Genomic DNA, 21,639 nt, shown 5'->3' with positions numbered 1-21,639 from the left:
GGTCCGGCAGTTTCTGCGGCAATACGTTCTCAACCACTGACTCAGCGGTTCACCCGCACGGCGCGGCCGACCGCGTTCACCACCCCACCGGCGTCGTCGACCACCGCGCACACGTTCCCCGCCAGGTCACCCACGACCGGAACGTCATTCAGGCGGAGCAGCTCGACCGCGTCCCCGACCGGCAGATGCACGGCCTCCTTCTCGGCCTTGCGGTCCGTGGACGACCCAAGGCGGACACCGGGCAGGCCCTCGTCGACCAGCAGCGCGTCCGCATCGACCACCAGCGGCTCACCGCGCCCGTTGAGCACCGTGGCGGCACAACTGCCGTGCACCACGTCGACGTTCTGCCACGGCGCATCCGCCGACGCCGTGCCGCTCAGCACGAAACCGGCGGCCACCAGCACGACGACCAGACCGAGAAGCCTTCTCCGCATACCCTTCCTCGCTGTGGGTCTCCGCACGCCTACGTTGCGCTGGACAACCTACGGTGACCGGACGACCACTCCGCGCCAAGGCAGGCAGACCCCAGCGGGATTCACCCGAGCGTGTTCGTCGCGGACCGCCGCGGGCAGCTCCCGACCGGTGGTGGCCGCGGGCTAGCCTGCACCCATGCGCATCGGTGCTCACGCCAAGGACGACAACCCGCTGAACGCGATCCGCGACCGCGGGGCCGAAGTGGTGCAGTTCTTCCTCGCCGACCCGCAGGGCTGGGCGGCCCCGAAGCCGCACCCGCAGGCGGACGAGCTGCGCGCCAGCGACGCCGACGTGGTCATCCACTCGCGCTACCTGGTCAACGTCGCCTCGACCAACAACCGCATCCGCATCCCGTCCCGCAAGCTCGTCGCGCAGGACGCCAAGATGGCCGCGGAACTCGGCGCGTTCGGCCTGGTCGTGCATGGCGGCCACGTCCGCAGGGGCGAGGACCCGCAGGTCGGCATCGACAACTGGCGCAAGCTGTTCGAGCGCGCGGTCGACTCCCCGTTCGAGGTGCCGATCCTGGTGGAGAACACCGCGGGTGGCGACGGCGCACTGGCCAAGGACTTCGACATGCTGGCCCGGCTGTGGGACGCCATCGGCGAGTTCGGCGCCGGGTTCTGCCTGGACACCTGCCACGCCTACGCCGCGGGCTGGGACCTGGACACCGCGGTGGAGAAGGTCATGTCCATCACCGGGCGCATCGACCTGGTGCATTTGAACAACTCGCGCGACGAGTTCGGCTCCGGCCGCGACCGGCACGCCAATGTGGTCGGCGGCGACGGCACGATCGACCCCGAGGTGCTGGCGGGCGTGGCCAAGGCGGCGGGCGCCCCGGTCGTGGTCGAGACCCCGTCCGAGGGTCAGGCCGACGACATCGCGTTCTTGCGCGAATCCCTGCGCTGACGCGGCGAGGGCAGTACCCGCGCGTCCCGCGCGCGATCGAGCACCCCGCCCGCCGGGTCGTCCTCGCCGGTACTGCGCACGAGGTCCTTGCTCGGGCGATAGATCTGCCGGATGACCAACGCACACAACCCGAGCACCGCCAGGTCCCGGACCACCACGGTGCCGAGGAACCATTCTTCGGGCAGGCCCTTCTGGTCCGGGCCGAGATAGAAGAACATGCGCGGCACCCAGACCAGCGCGTCGATCGCCATCCACCCGAGCAACAGCCGCCAGTGCGGCAACGCCAGCACGGCGAGCGGCACCAGCCACAGCGAGAACTGGGGGCTCCACACCTTGTTGGTGAGCAGGAACGCCGCCACCACCAGGAAGGCGAGCTGGGCCAGTCGCGGCCGCCGCGGCGCGGACAACGCCACGTACGCGATCGCCGCACAGCACAGCAGGAACACGACGCCGGTGAAGAGGTTGAGGCCGACCGGCGTCTCGTTGTGTGCCAGCTGCCCGTCGAACCCGCTCCATCCGGTGAAGGTGCTGATCACGTTGTAGATCGAGTCGGGATCCATGCCGCGCTCGGCGTTCAGCCGCAGGAACTCGCGCCAGCCGTGCGGGAACAGCAAGGCCAGCGGAAGGTTGATCACCAGCAGCGTGACCAGGGACGCGAACCCCGTCGCCCGCCACGACCGCATCTTGCCCGCGCGGATGCACAGCACCAGCAACGGACCGAGCAGGAACAGCGGGTACAGCTTGAGCGCCCCGCCGACGCCGATCAGCACCCCGGCGAGCACCGGGCGGCGCCGTGACCACGCCAGGATCGCCGCCGCGCAGGCAGCCGTGGCCAACGTGTCGAAGTTGGTGAACGCGTGCACCAACACCAGCGGCGAGATCGCCACCAGCACGGCGTCCCACGGACGGCGCCGGGCCGTCTGCGCCACCGCCCACACCGTGGTCAACCAGGCGAAGGCGAGGAACAACGCGGTGATGTTGAAATACACCGCGACCGGGATGGCGCCGGGCAGCAGCCCGGCATCGACTCCCGTCAACCACAGGTCGGTGAGCTTGGCGTTGACCCACTGGAACAGGCCGGTCAGCGGCGGATACTCCATGAACCGCAGCTCGTCGCTCGCGCCCAGGCTCACCGTCCGCCCGTCCGGCAAGCGCAGCTGACCACCGTCCAGCGGGCGAACGCGATCACCGGGCGCGAGCTGGAACTGCTCGCCGTCGGCGGCTTCCGCGGTGATCGGATCACTGATGCCCGCGACACGGAAATCCTCCCCGGTGGCCAGCAGCGTCACGCTGGTGTCGCCGCCGCCCGGCGTGGTCAGCTCCAGCCAGCCGTCGCGGTAGACGAAGAAGTCGTCCCGGTCCAGCCGCTCCGCCCCGTACAGCGGCACGACGTCCGAGTAGCACATGGCCACGTACGGCCTGCCGGACCGCCAGTCCAGCCCCAGCGCGCCGTCCTCGTTCTCCCACTGCTGGATACACGCGGCCTTGCCGAACCAGCCGAACATCAACGCGATGACGGCCAGCAGCAGCGCGACCCTCAGCGGGCTGAAGAACCAGTGCGTGCCGACCGCGGCGTGCCTGCCGAGCGGACCGCCGATCGGCTTGCTCGCCCGGGCCGCCAGCGGATCGGTCCAGGTCGGGATGACGCGCTGAGTGCCTTCCAGCGACACCTGACGCGGGCGATCCGACGGCAACCCGGCCGCCCTGTTGCGGGCACGCCTGCGCCACCGATCGCCGAGCCCCGACTCCTCGTGCACTCCCGCACCCTAAAACCTGCGGAATGAATCCCTCGTCAACCCCATGTCGGGCGGGGTCGCTCGGCGTGGGGCGCGTCGAGGTCAATCAGCGCTCAGTTCCGCACCGCCGCGAACCCGGGCCGCGGTCGGAGGCGCCGTGACCGAGCCGGCGTCAGGCTCCGCTCGGGTCGGTGTTGCCGGGGCCCTCCTGGCCGTCGTTCGGTGGAGGGCACAGCGGCCGCTGGCACGGCGGAGTCGGGTCCGTGCTCGGGTCGTCCGGGTCGGTCGTCGGATCCTCCGGAGGCTTCGGCGGGTTGTCCGGCTTGGACGGCCGATCCGGCTTGTTCTCCGGCTTCTCCTCGTCCTCGTCCCGGCCGTCGTCGTCCTCCTTCTCCGGCGTGTTCTTCGGCGGAGGTGGCGGCGGCGCCTCGTCACCGATCAGCTCGACCTCGTCGAACGGCAGGTTGTCCATGTCCTTGTGGTACTCGTTCATGAACTTCAGCCAGATCTGCCCTGGCAGACCCTTGCCGTAGACGACGCCGCCCTCGGCGTTCTTGATCGGGTTCAACGCCGAGTCACCAACCCAGACCGCGGTGGACAACTGACGGGTGTAGCCGACCATCCAGGCCTGCGAGTTCTGGTCGGAATACGGCTCCCTGGCCTCGTGCGTACCGGTCTTGCCCGCGCACGCCCTGCCGTTGTCACACACCAAGCCGGAGTAGGGCAGCACCGGCTCCAGCGTCTTGGTGACGTTGCCGGCGATCTGCTTGCTCTTCTCCTCGTCCGGGTCGAACGCCGGCTTGCCACGCGTCTTGTCGTGCGCCTGGTAGACCACTTCGCCGTCCGGCGTGGTGATCTTGGAGACGAAGTGTGCATCGCGCTGGACGCCCTGCGCGGCGAACGTCGCGTACGCGGCCGCCATGTCCCGCGGGCTGATCTTGTTGTCGCCACCACCGATGGCGATGTTGTTCAGCTCGCTGCTCAGCTGGGAGGTGTTCTTCACCCCGGCTTCCTTCAGCGCCTCGACGACGCCGGACGGCTTCACCTCGTTGACGACCATGTCGTAGAAGACGGTGTTGATCGACTTCTCCATCGCCTCCATGACCGTGCACGGCATCGGGCACTGCACGTTCTCGGAGTTGGAGATGGGCACACCGTCACCGGGGAACGTCCGCGGCGAGCTGCCGTCGTACGCGGCGTACGGCCCCTTGCCCTGCTTGAGCAGCGCGACGAAATCGAACGGTTTGATCGACGAACCCGGGTTCCGTGGCGTGTTGGCCCAGTCCACCTGGTCGTACTCGTCGTTCTCGCCGCCGTAGTAGGCCTTCACGCCGCCGGTGTTCGGGTCGACCGCGACCAACGCCTCGCGCAGGTTCTTCGGCTGGCCCTTCATCACCTCGCGGACGGTCTTCTCCGCCAGGCTCTGCGCCTTCTTGTTGATCGTGGTGTAGATCTTGTAACCCTGCAGGCGCACCTTGTCCTCGGTGAAGCCCAGCGAGTTCAGCTCCTGCCGGATGCGCTCCTTGATGAAGTAGCGCGGACCGGTGAAGCCTTGCAGCTTGCGCTCACCGGACTCGATCTGCGGGAACTTGGCCTCGGCCGCTTCCTCCTGGGTCAACCAGCCGTTCTCCTTCATCTGGCCGATGACGTAGTTCCACCGCCGCTCGGCGTACTCCCGGTTGTCGCCGCGGCTGGGCGCCTGGATGATGCCCGCCAGGTAGGCCGCCTGGGACGGGTTGAGCTTGTCGACGTCCTTGTTGAAGTACGCCTGCGAAGCCGCCTGGATGCCGTACGCGCCCCGACCGAAGTAGATCGTGTTCAGGTACGCGGTGATGATCTCGGACTTCTCCAGCTCGTTGCTCATCTTGAAGGCCTTGACGATCTCCAGGCCCTTACGCACCAGGGAGATTTCGTCGTCACCGGTGGCCTGCTTGATGTACTGCTGGGTGATGGTCGACCCGCCGCCGACGCCGCCGGTGAGCTGGTTACGCACGGCGCGCAGGATGCCCATGATGTCGAAGCCCGAGTTGGTCTCGAACGTCTCGTCCTCCGCCGCGTACACCGCGTGCTTGACCACGTCCGGGATCTGCTCCGGCTTGAGGATGACGCGGTTGCCGTCCTGCGAGTCGCGGCCGAGCAGGGTCGAGCCGTCGGAGAAGTAGTAGTTGACCGTCTTGGACTGCGCCGCGACGATCTCCGCCGGCTTCGGGAAGTCCACCAGGAAGTAGGCGATGGTGAACCCGAGGATCGGCAGGATGACGAACACGCCGACGAAGCCGTAGGCCAACCGGCGCACCAGCCGCCACCGGCGCTGCTTGCGGGTCAGCGGCGGCTTGCCGTTCCGCCTGCCCGCCGGCTCCGGTTCACCGCTGTCCGACTCGGCGATCAGCGCGTTGATCCGATCCTCGGCGGCCGGATCGTGTTCTTCGCCACCGTTGTCGTGATACCGGTGCGTGAGCAGCTCCGGCTCACGCGGCGGCGCGATCTGGTAGTCCGCCGCGTCGATGGGCGGCAGCGTCTCGGTCGGGCCGTCCGGATCGGCGGGGTTCGCGTGCCGTCCGGTCGCGGCGAAACCGGCGGCGGCCGCACCTGCACCGGCGGCCGCGGCACCTGCCTGACGTGGCTTGGCACCCTGCGGGCCACGCGCGCCCTCCGGTCGGCGCGGCGGACGGCGCCGGGCGGCGTTCGGGTCACGCGGCCGCTCCGCCCGGGCTCCGCTCGGCTCCGCGGGGCGGCGGCGCGCTGCGCGCGGGTCTCGGGAGGCGGCGGCGCGCCCGGCCTTCGGATCACCGGGCGCGGCGGACCGGCGCGTTGCCTGCGGGGCACCGCTCGCGGCCGGCCGGCGCGTTGCCTGCGGGTCCCGCGGCGTGCTTCCGCGCTGCGGGTCACGAGCACGGCGAGCATCCTGCTGACCGGCGCGACCACCGGCCGCCGGTGCCTGCCGCTGGGCGGGACGGCGCCGCTGTCCTGGCTGCTGCGTGCGCGGTTGCTGACCGGACGGCTGCCGGCGGGCGCCGGAGGCTCCGGACTGACGAGCTTGCGGCCGCTGACGCGGCTCGTCGGCTTGCGGCCACTGCGGATCGCGGTCGGCGACCGGCCATCGGGGCTGTTGTCCGGATGATGGCCACTCGGGCCGTCGATGGTCGCTCACAGCTCGACCTCCCGGGCGCAGACGTCATCGCGGGTGAGCCAACCCTGCGCGATTCGGGCGGACAGTGTCACTGGGTGGCGGACTTTCGTGATCGGGGACGGGACCGGGGTGCCCGGGTGCCGGGCTCGCCCGTGCCCAAAACGTAGGACATCGCCAAATGGTTCCACCCGCACGCGTGGCACACCTCCACCACGTAGACGGTGAACTCGGCGAACAGGTTGGCCATCCGCTCGAGTTCGGCAGGTTTTCGGGCCGAACCAGAGGCCATTCCAAGCTCGTCACCATACACCCAGGCGACCAGGACGATCTGCGATTTGAAGCACACCGGACACATGTGCTCGGTCTGCTCGCCGTGGTAGCGAGCCGCCCGGTGCAAATACGGGCCGGCGTCGCACACCTCCTCGCGAGAGAGGAACCCAGCGCGGTACCGCCGCAGGACGGAGCGTCGCTGCAGCTCGTAATCGACTATCTGGCGCTGGTTCAGCACCGTCCTCCTTCGTCGGGCAATTGCAACCAGCGTAGAAGAAAGTCTCGCTCCGGTCACAGCCCCGACTCCTCGCCGGCGTTCACCGACCCACCCGCCGACCGAGATCACGTACTTCGATGGGTGCGCACGATGTATCGCGCCGATATACTGAGCCGGTACATAAGGTCGAGACGTCCGAAGAACTGATACGGCGTCGTGTTTGTTCCGCGAGGAGGTGCGTCGTGCTCGAGTTCGCGATCCTCGGGCTGTTGCACGAGGCACCGATGCACGGGTACGTGCTGCGCAAGCGCCTGCACGAGACCCTGGGCATGTTTCGCACCTTCTCCTATGGCTCGCTCTACCCCACGCTGCGCAGATTGCAACGGGCCGGCTGGATCGTCGAAGAGGACGCGGAGTCGGCGGACACGGAAAGCCGCACGTGGGGACGCCGAGCACGCCGGGTGTACAAACTCACCGCGGAAGGCAAGGAACGCTTCGCCGATCTGCTGGCCGACGCCGGCCCACAAACCTGGGATGACGAGGGGTTCGGCGTTCACCTGGCGTTCTTCTCGCGTACGCCCGCCGATGTGCGTATGCGGATCCTCGAAGGCCGGCGCCGCCGGGTCGAGGAACGGCGTGAGGGATTGCGAGCCGCTCTCAGCCGAGCCGAGGAGCGAATAGACCGCTACACCAGAGAGCTGCACCGGCTCGGCCTGGAGAGCAGTGAACGAGAGGTGCGCTGGCTGAACGAGCTGATAGCGCACGAACAAGCCGAGCAGCGCGACAGCGACTGACTCAACTGTCGAATCCCAATCGCTCACCCGAAAGTCATAAGGAGATACCGGCATGGGCAACAACCGAAGCGTGCGCGTGGCGATCGTGGGCGTTGGCAACTGTGCTGCGTCCCTGGTCCAGGGCGTGCACTACTACCGCGATGCTGACCCGGAGACCCGAGTCCCGGGCCTGATGCACGTGGACTTTGGTGGCTACCACGTCGGCGACATCGAGTTCGTCGCTGCGTTCGACGTCGACGCCAAGAAGGTGGGTCGCGACCTGTCCGAGGCGATCGTCGCGAGCGAGAACAACACCATCAAGATCACCGACGTACCGCCGCTCGGCGTCTCGGTGCAGCGCGGTCACACCCTCGACGGCCTCGGCGAGTACTACCGGGAGACCATCGCCGAGTCCGACGAGGGGCCGGTCGACGTGGTCAAGGCGCTCAAGGAGGCCGAGGCCGACGTGCTGGTCTCCTACCTGCCGGTCGGTTCGGAGGACGCCGACCGCTTCTACGCGCAGTGCGCCATCGACGCCGGGGTGGCGTTCGTCAACGCGCTGCCGGTGTTCATCGCCTCCGACCCGGAGTGGGCCAAGAAGTTCACCGACGCCGGGGTGCCGATCGTCGGCGACGACATCAAGTCGCAGGTCGGCGCGACCATCACGCACCGCGTGCTGGCCAAGCTGTTCGAGGACCGCGGCGTCGAGCTGCAGCGCACCTACCAGCTGAACTTCGGCGGCAACATGGACTTCCAGAACATGCTGGAGCGGTCCCGGTTGCAGTCGAAGAAGATCTCCAAGACGCAGTCGGTCACCTCGCAGGTGCCGCACGAGATGGCCAAGGCCGACGTGCACATCGGCCCGTCGGACTACGTGCCGTGGCTGGACGACCGCAAGTGGGCCTACGTCCGGCTGGAGGGCCGTGCGTTCGGTGACGTGCCGTTGAACCTGGAGTACAAGCTCGAGGTGTGGGACTCGCCGAACTCGGCGGGCATCATCATCGACGCCGTGCGGTCGGCCAAGATCGCCAAGGACCGCGGTATCGGCGGCCCGATCCTGTCCGCCTCCTCCTACTTCATGAAGTCGCCGCCGGTCCAGTACAGCGACGACGAGGCCCGTGCGGCCGTGGAGAAGTTCATCGCCGGTGAGCTCGAGCGGTAAGCAGCTCGACACCGCAGACGCCGCCCGGTGTGCCGCCGCGCACGCCGGGCGGCGTGCTGTTTGCGATCGTGATCATTCCGCTCCATCTGAGCAAACCGCACCACAGCTTCCGCCCCAGCTGTCATGCTTGCGGCCAATGGGGGACCGAACAGATGTCCGGGGACGTCTCTACAGGAGTGATCGATGGGGTTCGAAGTTGATGAGGAGCAAGTCGCCGATTTCGGCGGATACCTAGGGGCGGAAGCCAGCCAGACGCTGCCGAAGATCGAGCGGCTGGCGCGCGACGAGGGCATGAGCGACCACGGCTTCCTCGGCCTGCTGGAGCCGCTGGGCAAAGCGGTGAACGGGCCGGCGTCGGAGCTGGTCGGCGAGGGCTTCAGTCTCATGCAGACGAAGATGTGCGACCTGGCCGACGGGGTGATCGCCGCAGCCAAGTCGTACGGCTACACCGAAGAGACCAACAAGTCGACGCTGGAACGCTTCGGCCTGGACGACAATCCGGGCAAAGAGGTCACGTTCGGCCGGTACGAATACCGCTACGACCCGAACGCCTCCGACCAGGACTTCGACAAGCCGCGCCGGGGCAGCTATTCGCAGTTCCGCACCACCGAACTGTCCGACGTCTCGATCGATCGACCGGACACCAAGTACACCGACGACATCGACGTCGGCCCGGTGCTGAGCGTGCTGGACTGGATCTGGTCGGAGTTCAACGTCGACGGCGGCAAGGGGTTCACCGACTCGATCATCTCGCCCCTGGCGGGCAACTACAACAGCATCAACGCCAACGGTGAGGCGTGGAAGAAGGTCGGCGAACAGTTCGGCGAGCTGGTCGGCAACATGGGCACCAATGCCACCACCCTGGCCGCCAACTCGTGGCAAGGCGACGCGGCCGAGGCGTTCAAGCAGTTCATCGACGTGTTCTGGACGCGCGGGGCGGCGTGGGCCGGTCAGAAGGTCGGCGAGTTCATCGCACTCGGCTTCGAGAAGATCGCCGACGCCTCCAAGCAGCTGGCGCAGCTGGCCGTGGACGCCATCAACAAGATCATCAAGCTGGCCGCCAAGATCGGGTCGAAGTTCATCCCGATCGTCGGCTGGGCGTGGACGGCGATCGAGTACGGCGCATGGTTGCTGGGCATCGACGTGGACGCCCTGCACGAGAACATCATGCAGATCATCGATCTCGCCCAGAAGGTGTTCAACCTGTACGAGAACATCGAAACGATCGTCACCACGATGGAGGACTACTTCAACAACGCGCAGGAGCTCACCGACGCGGTCAAGAAGATCCCGGAGATCGGCAGCCTGGAAGACGCGGTGAGCACCTACGAGACGATCAAGGACAAGGGCACGGAGATGGAGAAGCAGCTCAAGGAGATCGACAAAGCTGCGACCGAGGCCGACAAGACCCTTGAGGAGATCGACCAGACGGTCGAGGAAGCGACCGGGTAGGCGGGACGATGACCAGTTTTTCCAACAGCTACGTGGACCTCACCCCTGGCATGGAAGCGGCCCAGCGGGAGCTCGAAGCGCGGATCGATCATGCCCTGTTGTCCGCGCACGACCTGCGTGGAGCGCTCGAGGACCTCGAGCGGGACGAGAAGGACGAGCCGATCACCGACGAGGATGTCGAGCGGTTCCGTCTCTACATCACCGGGCACGCGCGTACCGATGCGTGGCAGCCGGTGTTCGAGCGCCTGGAACGCGGCGAGCTGACCTGGCGCAAGATCGTCGAGGACTTCGCGTCGGGCAACCTGGACCGGGAGACCGCGCGGGCGCTGACGTCGCTGAGAGACGTGCCGCCCGCCACCCCGGAACAGCTCAACGAGATCGGGTTCGACCGGTTCGCACCGGAGAAGGCGGAAGCCGAGCCGGAGGAGCCGGAGCCCGAGCCCGAGCAGCCTGCCGACGCCGGCGGCGGATTCGGCGGCCGGTTCTTCAACGACGACGACGATTGGTGAGCCGGTGGGAAGGTCGCCGTCGGGTATGACGAGCGGATCTCCGGCAAGCACCTGAGTGCACGAACTCCCCGTGGGCGGGTCGGTGACGGCCCGCCCACCGGTGTCTGAGCACCTGAGCGCACGAACTCCCGTGGGCGGGTCGGTGACGGCCCGCCCACCGGTGTCTTCGGCGGAGGTCGTTGGACGCAGCGGGCCGTGTCCGGACTCCCGACGCAGTCACCAAAAGGGACGAACTTCGTCATACGTTCGCCGGTTGCCGCGGCAGTCGGTGGAGGGTTAACTGTTCGCCCGGTATTCACTCAGTCGTGGCCTGGTGACCACGGCGATTGCGTAGCGTCACGTCGTTCCCGAATGACCAGCCAGGAGGCCCGGATGTTCACCCGACCACAGCGGCGCCTACTGCCCCTGCTGACCACCCGCCCCCTCGGACGGCAGGCGGTGACCTGCAAGTACCGGTGCGGCGACCAGTGTTCCCACCCCGCGCCGAACACCAGCGACAACGAGTACTTCGGCGAAGTGCTGAACAAAGTGCTGTCCCGGCGCGGCGCGCTGCGCTCCGGAGCGGTCGTGGCGGCCGCGGGCACCGGAGCGGCCCTGCTGTCCGGCACCGCCGTCGCGGCCCCCGCCCGGCCGGACAAGCCGGGCAAGCCGAACAAGCCGGCTCCGGGCACCGACTTCGAGCCGGTGGAGCCGAACACGCTCGACGAGGTCGTGGTGCCCAAGGGCTACCGCCAGCAGATCATCATCCGTTGGGGCGACCCGGTGCTGGCCGACGCCCCCGAATGGGACTTCGACAACCAGACCGGCGCCGCGCAGGCCAAGCAGTTCGGCTTCAACTGCGACTACTGCACGCTGGTGCCGGTGCCCGGTGACGAGGGCTCGTGGTTGATGGTCAACAACCACGAGTACACGACGGAAGAGTTCATGTTCCGCGGCTACGACCCGGAGAACCCCACGCTCGAGCAGGTCCGGGTCGGCTGGGCCGCGCACGGCATGTCCGTCGTGCTGCTGGACACCGACACGCGCTCGGGCACCCTCCGGCAGGCCCCGGTCTCCTCACCCAAGGCCAAGCGCTACAACCGCCGCATCACGATGCGCACGCCGTTCACCGTCCAAGGTCCGGCGCGCGGGTCGAAGTACCTGCGCACCAACGCCGACCCGAGCGGCTTCGAGGTGCTCGGCACGCTCAACAACTGCTCGGGCGGCCACACGCCGTGGGGCACGATCCTGTCCGGCGAGGAGAACATCCACCAGTACTTCGCGCACGCCGACCAGATCACCGACCCGGAGGCCAAGGCCCGCTACGACCGCTACGGCATCACCGGCGGCGCCAGCCAGCGCAAGTGGGAGCGCTACGACCCGCGGTTCGACCTGACCGAGGAGCCGAACGAGCCCAACCGGTTCGGCTACATCGTCGAGATCGACCCGCTCGAGCCGGATTCGACGCCGGTCAAGCACACCGCGCTCGGCCGGTTCAAGCACGAAGGCGCCAACATCATCGTGGCCAAGGACGGCCGCGTGGTGGCCTACATGGGCGACGACGAGCGGTTCGAGTACATGTACAAGTTCGTCTCGGACGGCCGGATGAAGCCCGGGATGAGCAAGCGGGCCCGCGAACACAACAAGAAGCTGCTGAACTCCGGCAAGCTCTACGTCGCCAAGTTCACCGGCGACAGCCCGGCCGAGGAGATCGACGGCTCCGGCAAGCTGCCCTCCGACGGCGAGTTCGACGGCACCGGCGAGTGGATCCTGCTGGCCCACAACGACAAGTCGTACGTGCCGGGCTTCACCGCCGAAGAGGTCTACGTCTTCACCCGCATGGCCGCGGACGCGGTCGGGGCCACCAAGATGGACCGTCCCGAAGACGTGCAACCGAACCTGCGGACCGGCCGTGTCTACGCCGCGCTGACCAACAACACCGAACGCGGCGAGGAAGGCAAGGAAGGCGCCACCGAGGTCGCTCCGCGGGTGAACAACAAGCACGGCCAGGTGCTCGAGTTGGAGGAGGACAACTCCGACAACACGTCGACGACGTTCACCTGGCGGCTGCTGCTGGTGTGCGGTGACCCGAACGACCCGAACACGTACTTCGCCGGCTACGACAAGTCGCAGGTCAGCCCGATCTCGTGTCCGGACAACGTGGCGTTCGACGACTACGGCAACCTGTGGGTGACCACCGACGGCAACGCGCTGGGCAGCAACGACGGCCTGTTCGCCGTGCCGCTGGAAGGCGCCGAACGCGGGCACGTCAAGCAGTTCCTCACCGTGCCACCGGGCGCGGAGACCTGCGGTCCGGTCATCACCAAGGACACCGTGCTGGTCTCCGTGCAGCACCCCGGCGAGGTCGACGGGCACAGCGCGGACAATCCCGCGTCGCACTGGCCGGACGGCGGGGACTCCCAGCCGCGGCCCGCCGTGGTGCTCGTCTACAACCCCGACGGCAGCATCGGCAAACCGCGCGGCCGCTGACCACCGACGAGGCCCCTCGGTGCACGAGCGCCGAGGGGCCTTGTCACGTCGTGGGTCGGCGTCAGCCGATGTAGTCGATCTTCCAGGTCTTGCCGCTGCGGACGAGGTTGTAGGAGTCGGTGGCTTGCGCCTTGGTGTCGTTGCGCTTGGCGATCAGTTTGTGGCTGACGATCGCCTCGCGCCCCTTCACCTTCACATCCTCCGGGGCCACCTTCAGCGCCGACATCTTGGCGCCGTCCAGGTGGTCGTGCGTGTACTTGACGCCCTCGACGCAGTTGGCGGCGCCGGGGTTCATGGCGTAGACGCCTTGCAGCGTCTTGGTCAGCAGCGAGCACGCACGCTTGGCGTCGCCGCGGTCCACCGCCTTGTGGAAGCTGTTGATGACCGTGACGACCTTGTCCTCGTCACGGGGTTGCTGTGTGTGCTTGGCCGGTTTGTCGACCGGTTTGGCAGGCTCCGATGCCTCCGCTGGGTCGGCCGCGGACTGCGCACCTTCCGGCTGCTCCGCCGCGCTGCACGCGGTGAGCAGGCCGGCGACTCCCGCCACGAGGGCGAGGCCTACCGCCTGTCCGGTCCTTCGCCTTGAATCAGACACGCCCTCCAGTGAAACATGCCCCCTCGTCCCACTTGGGGTGATTCGTGACGAGCGGCATACCTGGCGGTAACGACGCCGCCGCTGGAATCGGCGTGCCGTCCCGCTACGCTGCACGACGTGCGCGTTTTGGTTATCGGCTCCGGAGCCCGCGAACACGCGTTGGTGCTAGCCGCCTCGCACGACCCCGCCGTCACGGCGCTGGCCTGCGCCCCCGGCAATGCCGGCACGGCATCGATCGCCGAGCAGCACCCGGTCGAGGCGAACAAGCCGGAAGCGGTCACCGCACTGGCGCGCGAGTGGGGCGCCGACCTCGTGGTGGTCGGCCCGGAAGCCCCGTTGGTCAACGGTGTCGCGGACGCGGTCCGTGCGGCAGGCATCCCGTGTTTCGGCCCGAGCGCCGCGGCCGCCCGCATCGAGGGGTCGAAGGCGTTTGCCAAAGAGGTCATGCAGGCCGCGGGCGTGCCGACCGCGCGCAGCGAGGTGGTGGACAACCCGGCTCGCCTGGACGCCGCGCTGGACCGCTTCGGCCCGACCTGGGTGGTCAAGGACGACGGTCTGGCCGCAGGTAAAGGCGTGGTGGTGACCGACGACTACGACAAGGCCCGCGCGCACGCGGTGACGCTGCTCGACGGCGGCCACCCGGTGCTGCTGGAGTCGTACCTGGACGGTCCGGAAGCGTCACTGTTCTGCCTGGTCGACGGCACCACGGTGCGCCCGCTGCTGCCTGCGCAGGACTTCAAGCGGGTCGGCGACGGCGACGTCGGCCCGAACACCGGCGGCATGGGTGCCTACGCGCCGCTGCCCTGGGCGCCGGAAGGCCTGGTCGACGACATCGTCGCGCGGATCGTGCAGCCCACGGTGGACGAGCTGGCCGAGCGCGGCACCTCGTTCAGCGGCTTGCTGTACGCCGGCCTGGCGCTGACCTCCGACGGCCCGCACGTCATCGAGTTCAACTGCCGGTTCGGTGACCCGGAGACGCAGGCGGTGCTCGGGCTGCTGGAGACGCCGCTGGCGACCCTGTTGCACGCGGTCGCGACCGGCAAGCTGGCCGAGCACCCACCGTTGCAGTGGGCGCCCGGTGCCGCGGTGACCGTCGTGCTCGCCGCCGAGGGCTACCCGGGCAGGCCCCGCGTCGACGACCTGATCACCGGAGCGGACGGCGAAGGCGTGCTGCACGCAGGCACCCGGCGGGCCGAGGACGGTTCCGTGCGGTCCTCCGGTGGACGGGTGTTGTCGGTGGTCGGCACCGGCGACGACCTGGAAGCCGCCCGGTCCAAGGCGTACGACGTGCTTCGCTCGGTGCACCTGCCCGGCGGCCACCACCGGCGGGACATCGCACTCGCCGCGGCCAGGGGCGAGGTGGCGGTTCCGGGCAGCGAACAGACCCGGGCAATGACATCGGGGTAGTTCCCGTCCTCCTTGCCAAACCGGACCGCTGACCTGCCGATAGTTGGTAGCCTGCGCTGAGGCAACAGTGACACGGACCGTAAGCGCGGGGGTGCGAGCAGCGATGGCCAGCTCAGCGAGCTCACAGAACGATGCCGCGGGTGGCGTGTCCAGCATCGGTGACGACTCGTTCTCCGTCGCCGTCGACGTCGCGGGCGGGGTACGCGTCCGGATCGAGCCGGATCAGATCCTGCAGGCGGCGAAGGTCGTCGTGGAGCAGGCGGACGCGTTGAGCGAGGCATTGCTGCGGCACGGCCCGTTGATGCGGGTGGGTGCCCCGTCGCAGAACGCCATCAGCAAAGCGGTGGCCGAGGCGTGGAACGACGCGGTGGTCGACGGCGAGGATTCCCACCTGGCCCGCGCCAAGGAGTACCTGTACACGCTGCGTCAGCTGCAGCAGCAGCTCCGTCAGGCAGCCGAGCGCTACCAGCTCGACGACGACGAGATCGCCGAGACGTTTGGTGAACGACGTGCCGATCAGGCCGACTAGGCGCACCACGACCGCCGTGCCCGCGCTGGTCATGCTGGCCTGCGCCGCCGCGGCGTGCACGTCGACCGATGCCACCGAGCCCCCGCCGGAGGAGCCCAGCGGCGGCGCGGAAGCCTCGGCGATCGCGCAGCTGCCGAACCGGCCGGACGAGTTGCCGGTCGACGAGCTCGATCCGTGCCTGCTGTTCACCGAGGACGCCTTGCGCAGCCTGTCGATCACCCGCAAACCGCAACCCGGCACGGCCGACGGTCTGCGCAACTGTGCGCTGCATCAGGACAAAGACCCGATGTACGACCTGCTGGTGACGGCCTACCCGGACGCCGGGGTCGAGTCCTGGATCTCCGGGCGGATGGCCCGCCCAGGAGCGGCGCAGGCCCGCCCGGCCGAGATCTCGGGTTTCCCCGCCGTACAGATCACCACCGAGGGCCGGTCGGCGGGCGAGTGCGAAGTGGCGGTCGGCGTCGCGGACGGGCAGTCGCTGCACGTCCGGTTCAGCGCCTTCCAGCCGGATGCCGAGCAGCCGAAAGCATGCGAGATCGCCGAGCAGGCAGCGGCCACCGCGCTGGCTGCGCTACGCGAAAAGGGGTAACAGGGGATGGACGCGGACAAGATCACCAAGATCACCGGCCACCGCTTCGAGGGGTACACCCCGGGGATGCTTGCCATCGAAGTGGAGCTGTTCACCACAGGCCCCGGCTCCGGCACCATCGCGGAGGCGGTCGACGCGCTGAAGTCGGTCGGCAATGCGCTCTCCGAGGCCGACGACGCGCTGCGGGACGGCCTGCGCAAGATCGGCGTCTCGTGGGAAAGCACCGCGGCCGAGCGGGCCACCGAGCTGATCAGCCGGAGCGCCGAGTTCGCGGGCGACGCGAAGACGAAGATGGACGACGCCGCGCAGTCCGCCTTCGTCATCAGCGAGGCGTTCACCAGCATGGTCAACAAGCTGCCGAACCCGGAGACGTTGCGCGCGGGCGACGGCGGGCTGGAGCTCGGGGACGTGCTGGCCAGCCTGATCGGGCACGAGACCGACCACGCCGAGCAGGTGCGCGCCGCCCGCGCGGCCAGGGATCAGGCGGTCGACGCGATCAAGGAGTTCCAGACCACCGCGGCAAACGAGTTGAAGGGCATCAAGCCGCTCGACTCGCCGCAGCACCTCTACCTGGACGACGGCAGCGGTCAGGATCTGCTGGTCGGCGACGTGGGTACGACGGCGACGGTGGCCATGGGGAACGTGGGAACGCCGCCGGTCGTGCAGGACCCGGGCACGGCCAGCACCGCGGCGGCGGGCGCACCGCCGAAGGACCCGAGCGAATACCCGAACCAGGGCCGCGGAACGGTCGGGCCCGGCTCGGTTCCGGACAACGCTCCCCGGCCGCCGCGGGACAGCCAGGCTTCCTACCACGACAGCCCGAGCCCGCGCCCCAGCGCGCCACCGCCGACGACCAATCCGTCGTCGAACGCGCCTGCCTCGCATCCGGGTTCGTCGACGACGGCGAGCAGCGCGCCCGCGGGGCCCAACGTGGTCGGGGCCGTGGGCATGGTTCCGCCGGTCGGCTGGCAGTCCGACGGCAGGCGGCCCGCCGCGCCGGTCGGCCAGGCCGCCCCTGGTGGCTCGGGTGACTCCGGCGGTTCGGGGTCGAGCAGTTCGACCAGCACCGGCACGCCCAACACCGGTCCGGGCGCCAGCAAGGGCGAGTCGTCCGGCACGCAGAGCCCGCAGCCGCGCGGCGGCGCCCAGCAGAGCGGCGGCGGCGGGTTCGCCGCGGCCACCGGCGGACCGGGCGGCAAGGCGTCCGCGGGTGCTCCCGGTGGGCGCGGGTTCTTCGGCGAAGGCTCGCTCGGCCGCGGCTTCGGCTCCAACCTCCCCCCGGAGAAACTGGCCAACGGCCGGATCAGCGGTGTGACGCCGCCCGGAGCGCCGGGCGCTCCGGGGTCGGCTTCGGTCGTCGGTGGGACTCCGTCCGGGGTTTCGCCCACCGCAGCGGCCAACGCGGCCGGAGGTGCCGCAGCGCTGGCGGCCAGTGGTGCGGTCGGCGCGGCGGGCGCGGAGGAGGACAAGCAGCGTCGGGCCCAGCAGCTCGGCAAGGACACCGTGGTCGACGGCAAGCAGCTGTACGACTTCGACGCAGGCGAGCTGCCGAACGAGCAGGAGGCCGTGGCCGCGGAGAAGGTGGAGCCGGAGCAGGCGGGGCAGCAGCCGCGCTACCTGGAGCAGGCCGCGATGCCCGAGGGCGTCACCGACGAGACACGAGTGCGCAGCCACGGCGTCGACGACGTGGACTTGTTCGCCGACCAGCGCATGGTCGCCCCCGAAGTGATCGGTGACGAGCGTGCGGAGCGAGGAGAAGACCGGTGACCGAGCAGACGGTGGTGCTCTCCACCGTCGAGTTCGACGTGCTGTGGGAGGCGGAACGGCTCGGCACCCGGCACGTCGCGTTGGAGACGCCCAGCCCTGGTGTGACGTATGCCGAACGCGCCGAGATCGTCGACAAGGCGTGGGCATCCTTGGCCGAGCGCGGGCTGGCGCGCGGCAACCGCGCGGACAACGAGCTGCTGGACCTGATGGGCATGCTCGCCTCCCCGGAAGTCGGCATCGACGTCTGGGTGTGGGCGCCTGGACAGCCGCAGATCTCCGGCCTGGCGGTCAGCACGGGCAACTATGCGGTGCTCGGCGTGGTCGAGGGCGAGGAGGTGTGGCTGGTGCCCGCGCGGCCGTCGACGCTGGCGGAGTCCGCGGTGTCGGTCATCGGCGAACTCGGGCCCGGCGTCGGCCAAACGGTGTCGATCCCACACCCCGTGCTGATCGACGCCGCCGCCCACGCCCGCGGTGACGCGCACGCCCTGGTCACCGCGCTGCAGGACCGCGGCGTCCCGCTGTACACCGCGCAGGAGCTGGCCGGCATGCTGCTCGGGCAGATGGCGCGCGGCCAGTTCGGTGTGCAACGCCGCGGCCGGGACGGCGTGACCAGGCGAGCCGAGCACGTCGTGGCCTTCCACGACACCGACGCGGGCCGCTACTTGATGCAGGTGGAGCGCAACCCGGACGGCGAGGAGTGGTGCACAGTCACGCCGGCGGACAACTCGCTGCTCGCCCAACGCGTGTGGGAGCAACTCGAGCGCGTGTAAGCCCGGGTGAAATCCACCGAAGCGCGGCCGCGCGCCGCATCCACCTCCTACAGTTGTCCCGGAACCGCCGCCGCAGCGGGCGCGTCTCAACGCTGCACGGGGCAGGTACGAGAGGGGTCGATCCGTGGGTCGCGAATACAACCCGGACGAGATTCGCACCGTCGCGAGCAAGGTCAGCCAGCTGAGCAAGAAGATCAGCGAGGCGGGCGACGGCCTGACCGATGCGAAGGGCGAGGGTGTGTTCGGCAAGCTGCCCAGTTCCGGCTCGATGGCCGCGGCGCTGACCAAGTTCACCTCCGGCATGCGCACGGAGTTCGCCAAGGGGGCCGAGCAGGCGAGCAGCACCGGCTCGTCGTTGCGGAAGATCGCCGGACAGATGGATGCCGACGAGGAGGAGGGCGTGCGCACCTTCTCGGGACAACGGGTGGACTGACGCGGGGGACGAGCAGGACATGGGCATCGGAATGCCGCCCAACTGGGGCGAGGTGACCGAGCGGGAAGCCAAGATCGCCGACGCGGACCCGGGCGCGGTGCGCGCGGTCGAGTCCCAGTTGACGAAGGCGGCGAAGAGCGCCGACGACCAGAGCAGCGACTTCAAGCGGCTGGCCGGCGAGCTGCGCGAGGCGTGGCCGAAGGGTTCGGACGCCGACGCGTTGACCGGCCATCTGAACAAGCTCAGCTCGGCGGGCGCCAAGGTCAACGGGCAGCTGGAGAAGGCGGCCAAGGCGCTCAGCTCGCTGGCCGACGTGCTGGAGACCACCAAGAAGGACGTCGCCGAGATCCGCAAGGCGGCGGAGAAGAAGATCGCGCAGACCAACGCCGAGGCGGAGAAGGCCATGCAGGCCAACGACCGCTTCGAACGCGGCGAGGTCGCGGGCCCGTACCAGACCGACGAGATGATCAAGGCCAACGCGATCAAGGAGAACGAGAAGACGGCCAAGGATGCCGCCGAGGACATCCAGCGCAAGCTCAACGAGGCCGATTCGGCGATCTCCGACGCGATGAAGGCGCTTGACGAAGTCGACGGCGGGTACAGCAGCGTCGGCAAGCCGGGCGAGTCGGGCACCGGCCCGAGCGGCTCGCACGACCCGGTCAAGCAGCCGTCGAAGAGCGGGCCGGACGTGGGCAGCAACGGCTACGGCGGCTACAGCGGCACTTCCACCGGTGACGGCGGAGGTGGTGGTGGCGGCGGTGGCGGCGGCTTCGGGCCTTCCGGCCCTCCGCCGAGCAGCGGTCCGCCACCGGGCAACGTCGAGCAGTGGATCCGGGAGGCGATCAAGATCCTCCGGGAGCACGGCGTCCCGGTCACCGAGGACAACATCGACGAGATCTGGACGATCATCGAGAAGGAGTCCGGCGGGAATCCGCACGCGATCAACAAGTGGGACTCCAACTGGGAGCGCGGCACCCCGTCGAAGGGGTTGATGCAGTGCATCGACCCGACGTTCAACGCCTACAAACTGCCGGGCCACGACGACATCTACAACCCGGTGGACAACATCATCGCGGGCGTGCGCTACATCTTCGACCGCTACGGCGGCTTCGAGGGGCACCCGGGCTTGAAGTCGATGGCCAGTGGCGGGGCGTACCAGGGCTACTGATTAGCCTGGCGGCGTGTCTGGAGCATTTCCCGGCCCGGCGTCCCGCGCCGACGTCGCACCCTTCCATGTGATGGAAGTGCTGTCGGCCGCGGCCGCCCGGCAGCGAACCCATGGCGACGTCGTCTCGATGTGCGCAGGCCAGCCGACGGCGGGCGCACCGAAACCCGTGCTTGCCGCAGCGTCCGAGGTGCTGGCCTCCGGCGACATCGGCTACACCGTGCAGTTGGGGATACCCGAGCTGCGGGAGGCGATCGCCGGCCACTACGACCGCAGCTACGGCGTCCAGGTCAGTCCGGACGACGTCATCGTCACCACCGGCTCGTCGGGCGGCTTCCTGCTGGCGTTCCTGTCCGCGTTCGAGGCGGGCGCGCGGGTGGCCATGGCCCGTCCCGGCTACCCGGCGTACCGGAACCTGTTGTCCGCGCTGGGCTGCCAGGTGGTGGAGTTCACCACCGGTGCGGACACCCGCTTCCAGCCGACCGTGACGATGCTGGACGAGCTGCACCGCGAACAGCCCCTGGACGGCGTGATCGTGGCCAGCCCGAGCAACCCGACCGGGACGATGCTGCCGCCGGGTGAACTGGCGGCCATCGCGGGTTGGTGCTCGTCGCACGGGGTCCAGCTGATCAGCGACGAGATCTACCACGGCATCTGCTACACCGGCGAGGCCGCGACCGCGTGGCAGACCAGCTCGGAGTCGATCGTGCTCGGGTCGTTCTCGAAGTACTTCGCGATGACCGGGTGGCGACTGGGCTGGATGCTGGTGCCGCAGCGGCTGCACCGGGCCGTCGACGTGCTCACCGGCAACTTCACCATCTGCCCGCCGACCCTGTCGCAGCGCGCCGCGGTCGCGGCATTCACCGAGGAGTCCTACGCCGAGCTCGACGGGCACGTCCGGCACTACCGGAAGAACCGGGACACCCTACTGGCGGGCCTGCCCAGCATCGGCATCGACAAGATCGCTCCGATCGACGGCGCGTTCTACGTCTACGCGGACGTCTCGGAGTACACCGACGACAGTTTGAGCTGGTGTCAGCGGTTGTTGTCGGACACCGGGGTGGCGATCACGCCGGGGATCGACTTCGACCCGGTGGACGGTGGCCGCTTCGTGCGGTTCAGCTTCGCGGGTCCGGCCTCGGACATCGACGCGTGCCTGGACCGGATGGGACGGTGGCTCAGGGAAACCCCGAGAACTCCCTGATCTCCGGCCGCACAACGTCGCACGCCGAGCCGAGCGCTGGCACGCTGGAGTCATCGAGGTGCTGCGGCACCACCGGTGCGGC

Annotated in this window: 19 protein-coding genes; 14 read left to right on the top strand and 5 right to left on the bottom strand. The window is 69.0% G+C overall.

What is annotated here, in order from left to right:
* Positions 1–41: 41 nt before the first annotated feature.
* Positions 42–434 carry a hypothetical protein gene (locus YWM_RS24440; protein ID WP_028851830.1) on the bottom strand — a complete coding sequence of 131 codons (393 nt, stop codon included), beginning with the start codon at positions 432–434 and terminating at the stop codon, positions 42–44.
* A gap of 175 nt (positions 435–609) precedes the next feature.
* Here YWM_RS24440 and YWM_RS0117875 point away from each other — a divergent pair, with 175 nt between their 5' ends.
* A complete protein-coding gene (locus YWM_RS0117875; RefSeq protein ID WP_028851829.1) occupies positions 610–1,380 on the top strand; it encodes a deoxyribonuclease IV in 771 nt (256 codons plus the stop codon).
* Here YWM_RS0117875 and YWM_RS24435 read toward each other — a convergent pair.
* The 3 genes from YWM_RS24435 to YWM_RS0117860 form a co-directional block, all read right to left on the bottom strand.
* Positions 1,338–3,044, bottom strand: coding sequence for a glycosyltransferase family 87 protein (locus YWM_RS24435; protein ID WP_425426581.1), 1,707 nt, complete (start codon positions 3,042–3,044; stop codon positions 1,338–1,340). The two genes, YWM_RS0117875 and YWM_RS24435, sit on opposite strands and share 43 nt — an antisense overlap.
* Before the next feature lie 244 nt (positions 3,045–3,288).
* Positions 3,289–6,267, bottom strand: a complete 2,979-nt coding sequence (locus YWM_RS24430; RefSeq protein ID WP_052345095.1) for a transglycosylase domain-containing protein — start codon at positions 6,265–6,267, stop codon at positions 3,289–3,291.
* A 67-nt stretch (positions 6,268–6,334) separates the two neighbouring features.
* Positions 6,335–6,754, bottom strand: a complete 420-nt coding sequence (locus tag YWM_RS0117860; protein ID WP_028851828.1) for a DUF5318 family protein — start codon at positions 6,752–6,754, stop codon at positions 6,335–6,337.
* Positions 6,755–6,975: 221 nt separating this feature from the next.
* Here YWM_RS0117860 and YWM_RS0117855 point away from each other — a divergent pair, with 221 nt between their 5' ends.
* The 5 genes from YWM_RS0117855 (at position 6,976) to YWM_RS0117835 (ending at position 13,098) form a co-directional block, all read left to right on the top strand.
* A complete protein-coding gene (locus tag YWM_RS0117855) occupies positions 6,976–7,527 on the top strand; it encodes a PadR family transcriptional regulator (protein WP_028851827.1) in 552 nt (183 codons plus the stop codon).
* Between the two features lie 52 nt (positions 7,528–7,579).
* The gene (locus YWM_RS0117850) at positions 7,580–8,668 is read left to right on the top strand and encodes an inositol-3-phosphate synthase (RefSeq protein ID WP_028851826.1); all 1,089 of its coding nucleotides are present in this window, start codon (positions 7,580–7,582) and stop codon (positions 8,666–8,668) included.
* A gap of 183 nt (positions 8,669–8,851) precedes the next feature.
* On the top strand, positions 8,852–10,120 hold the full coding sequence (locus tag YWM_RS0117845) for a hypothetical protein (RefSeq protein ID WP_028851825.1): 1,269 nt from the start codon (positions 8,852–8,854) through the stop codon (positions 10,118–10,120).
* 8 nt (positions 10,121–10,128) lie between these two features.
* Positions 10,129–10,629 (top strand): hypothetical protein, encoded by a 501-nt coding sequence (locus YWM_RS0117840; RefSeq protein ID WP_028851824.1) that lies wholly within the window; start codon positions 10,129–10,131, stop codon positions 10,627–10,629.
* Positions 10,630–11,001: 372 nt separating this feature from the next.
* Positions 11,002–13,098: a PhoX family protein gene (locus YWM_RS0117835; protein ID WP_028851823.1), complete on the top strand. Its 2,097-nt coding sequence runs from the start codon at positions 11,002–11,004 to the stop codon at positions 13,096–13,098.
* 61 nt (positions 13,099–13,159) lie between these two features.
* On the opposite strand, the gene YWM_RS0117830 is transcribed toward YWM_RS0117835, so the two are convergent.
* Positions 13,160–13,645, bottom strand: a complete 486-nt coding sequence (locus YWM_RS0117830; RefSeq protein ID WP_028851822.1) for a hypothetical protein — start codon at positions 13,643–13,645, stop codon at positions 13,160–13,162.
* Between the two features lie 165 nt (positions 13,646–13,810).
* Between YWM_RS0117830 and purD the strand changes: the two genes are divergently transcribed.
* From purD to YWM_RS0117790, 8 genes are all read left to right on the top strand, one after another.
* Positions 13,811–15,100: a phosphoribosylamine--glycine ligase gene (gene purD / locus YWM_RS0117825; protein ID WP_028851821.1), complete on the top strand. Its 1,290-nt coding sequence runs from the start codon at positions 13,811–13,813 to the stop codon at positions 15,098–15,100.
* Between the two features lie 103 nt (positions 15,101–15,203).
* A complete protein-coding gene (locus YWM_RS24425; protein WP_043661495.1) occupies positions 15,204–15,629 on the top strand; it encodes a hypothetical protein in 426 nt (141 codons plus the stop codon).
* Positions 15,610–16,218, top strand: a complete 609-nt coding sequence (locus tag YWM_RS0117815) for a DUF3558 domain-containing protein (RefSeq protein ID WP_156914828.1) — start codon at positions 15,610–15,612, stop codon at positions 16,216–16,218. The genes YWM_RS24425 and YWM_RS0117815 overlap by 20 nt, the downstream gene beginning before the upstream one ends.
* 6 nt (positions 16,219–16,224) lie before the next feature.
* Positions 16,225–17,985 (top strand): PPE domain-containing protein, encoded by a 1,761-nt coding sequence (locus YWM_RS0117810; protein ID WP_028851819.1) that lies wholly within the window; start codon positions 16,225–16,227, stop codon positions 17,983–17,985.
* On the top strand, positions 17,982–18,755 hold the full coding sequence (locus YWM_RS0117805) for an ESX secretion-associated protein EspG (protein ID WP_043661492.1): 774 nt from the start codon (positions 17,982–17,984) through the stop codon (positions 18,753–18,755). The genes YWM_RS0117810 and YWM_RS0117805 overlap by 4 nt, the downstream gene beginning before the upstream one ends.
* A 124-nt stretch (positions 18,756–18,879) precedes the next feature.
* Positions 18,880–19,188 carry a hypothetical protein gene (locus YWM_RS0117800; RefSeq protein WP_028851817.1) on the top strand — a complete coding sequence of 103 codons (309 nt, stop codon included), beginning with the start codon at positions 18,880–18,882 and terminating at the stop codon, positions 19,186–19,188.
* A 19-nt stretch (positions 19,189–19,207) separates the two neighbouring features.
* The gene (locus tag YWM_RS0117795; RefSeq protein WP_028851816.1) at positions 19,208–20,356 is read left to right on the top strand and encodes a transglycosylase SLT domain-containing protein; all 1,149 of its coding nucleotides are present in this window, start codon (positions 19,208–19,210) and stop codon (positions 20,354–20,356) included.
* 70 nt (positions 20,357–20,426) lie between these two features.
* On the top strand, positions 20,427–21,557 hold the full coding sequence (locus YWM_RS0117790; protein WP_084612503.1) for a pyridoxal phosphate-dependent aminotransferase: 1,131 nt from the start codon (positions 20,427–20,429) through the stop codon (positions 21,555–21,557).
* The last annotated feature ends 82 nt before the right edge of the window (positions 21,558–21,639 follow it).

It is taken from the genome of Thermocrispum municipale DSM 44069 (genome assembly GCF_000427825.1).
Lineage (GTDB): Bacteria > Actinomycetota > Actinomycetes > Mycobacteriales > Pseudonocardiaceae > Thermocrispum > Thermocrispum municipale.
Note: the sequence above shows the minus strand (reverse complement) of the source record. Positions and strands in the feature narration are given on the sequence as shown.